A 2,517-nucleotide genomic window follows, 5' to 3' on the forward strand; every position below is an offset into this window, starting at 1 on the left:
CGTACCGAGGCGGGCCTGGACGACGAAGTCGCGGAACGGCAGCCCCTTGGACAGCGACTCGCCCCGCCCGGTCAGGAAGGCACGCACCTCCCCCAGCAGCGCGTCCGTCGTTGTGTCGTCCCGCACCAGGTGGTGGACGCGCAGCAGGGCCAGCCAGCCGTCGCCGTTCGGTTCGGCGGCGATGTGCACGTCCATCAGCGGGGCCCGGTCCAGTTCCATCCAGGCGCCGCCGATGGACAGCAACTGCTCCGCCACGTCGGCGCCCTGCGGATCCAGCACGACTTCCCGGACCGGCAGCCCGGCGTGTCGGGCCACGACCTGGACCGGCTCGCGCAGACCCTCCCACACGATCGCCGTGCGGTACACGTCGTGCCGGTCGATCACCCGCTGCAGCGCGTTCAGGAACGAGTCGAGCCGCGTGCGGGAGTCGAACCCGAGCACCGTCGGCCCGGCATACACGTCCCGCTCACCCTCACGCCCCGCCTTCATCAAGTGGTGGAAGAGGATGCCCTCCTGGAGCGGGGCCAGCGGGTAGACGTCCGCGACGTTCGCGGCACCACCGGGCACCTTCGCCACGATCAACCCGAGCTCGGCCTCGGTCAGCTCCACCAGCGGCAGCATCTCCGGGGTGATCTCCGTGGCGTCCTCGGGGATGAGGTTCGCCGGCACGGCCACCTGCTCCGAACCCGCCTCGACCGCCAGGCCCGCGGGGGTCGACGTCTGGAACAACGCCTTCGCCGACACCGAGACCCCACGCGCCCGCAACATCTCCACCAACGACACCGCCAGCAGCGAATGCCCACCCAGCGCGAAGAAATCGTCATCGACGCCGACGCTCTCCAACCCGAGGACCTCGGCGAACGCCCGGCACAGGATCTCCTCCTGCACCGACGCCGGCCCACGGCTCGACACCCCGCCCACCGACGCGAAGTCCGGCGAGGGCAGCGCCCCGCGGTCCAACTTCCCGTTGCCCGTCAGCGGCAGGGCGTCCAGCGCCACCACGGCGGAGGGCACCATGTGCTCCGGCAACCGGGCGGCGACGAAGGTCCGCACCCCGTCCGCGAGCGTGTCGTCCACATCCTCCGGGTCGTCCGCGACCACGTAGGCGACCAGGCGCTTGTCCCCCGGGGTGTCCTCGCGGGCGATCACGGCGGCCTGGGCGATCAGCGGGTGAGCCGTCAGGGCACTGGCCACCTCACCCGGCTCGATCCGGAAACCACGGATCTTCACCTGGTCGTCCGCACGGCCCAGGAACACGATCTCGCCGTCGTCCGACCACTTCGCACGGTCACCCGTGCGGTACATCCGCTCCGGGACCCCCGTGCCGCTGCCGAACGGGCACGCCACGAACCGCTCCGCGGTCAAGCCAGGACGGCGCACATAGCCGCGCGCCAGCTGCGCACCCGCCACGTACAACTCACCCGCCACGCCCACCGGCACCGGGTCGAGGCGCTCGTCCAGCACGTAGAAGCGGGTGTTGGCCACCGGCGAACCCACCGGCACCACCCCACCCGACGTCAGACGGGTGGTCGCCACACCGATCGTGGTCTCCGTCGGACCGTAGTGGTTGAACACATCCCGCTCACCGGCAGCCGCCAGCAGCTCCGCCACCCACGCCGGCGAGGCGGCCTCACCGCCCAGCACCACCGACCGTCCCGGCAACACCCGCTCCAGACCACCCACCGCACCCAGCGCCGCCAGGTGCGAGGGCACCACCTTCAGGAAGTCGATCCCGTGCTCGGTCAGATAGTCCGCGACCAGACGCGGATCGGTGACGGCCTCCTCGTCCAGGACATGCAGCTCACCACCCGACAGCAGGCTCGCGAGCAGCACCGTGTTCCCCAGGTCGGTCGCCTGCGCCTGCAACAGCGCATACCTACCACCCTCGAAACCGACCCGGGCCGGCACCGAGGACACGTAGTTCGCCAGACCCCCGTGCGTAACGGCCACGCCCTTCGGACGACCCGTCGAACCGGAGGTGTAGATGACATACGCCAGCGACCGCGGATCCACCGCCACGCCGGGCGAGGTGGTCGGCGCCGTCGCCAACTGCATCGCCGTCAACGTGCCGTCCACCGCCACCAGACGCACACCCACCGACGGCAGGTCCTCCAGCACCTCATCAGTGGTCAGCACCAACTGCGCCCGCGAGTCCTTCACCGTGAACGCGACCCGCTCCGCCGGCTGGGACATGTCCACCGGCAGGTATCCCGCCCCCGCCTTCCACACCGCCAGAATCCCGGCGATCATCTCCACGCCACGCGGCAACGCCAGCCCCACCACCGCCTCCGGGCCAACACCCTGGCTGACCAGATAGTGGGCAAGGCGGTTCGCCCGCGCATCCAACTCCGCGTACGACACCGACGCACCGGCGGACACCACGGCCACCGCCTCCGGCGTCCGCGCCACCTGTGCCTCGAACACCTGCGGAACCATCGACCCGGTTCCGACCGCGGTGGTGTCGTTCCACTCCGACAGCACCCGGCGACGCTCGTCCGCACCCAGCACATCCACCGC

1 protein-coding gene is annotated in these 2,517 nt (G+C 70.9%); it reads right to left on the reverse strand.

Annotated elements, in window-relative coordinates:
- Window positions 1-2,424 (reverse strand): non-ribosomal peptide synthetase (locus tag VR45_RS40265; protein WP_159394549.1); only part of this gene is annotated, 2,424 nt, incomplete at its 3' end.
- Between the last annotated feature and the right edge of the window lie 93 nt (window positions 2,425-2,517).

Origin of the sequence: Streptomyces sp. NRRL S-495, from assembly GCF_000966955.1 — a bacterium.
In the GTDB taxonomy this organism is placed as follows: domain Bacteria; phylum Actinomycetota; class Actinomycetes; order Streptomycetales; family Streptomycetaceae; genus Kitasatospora; species Kitasatospora purpeofusca.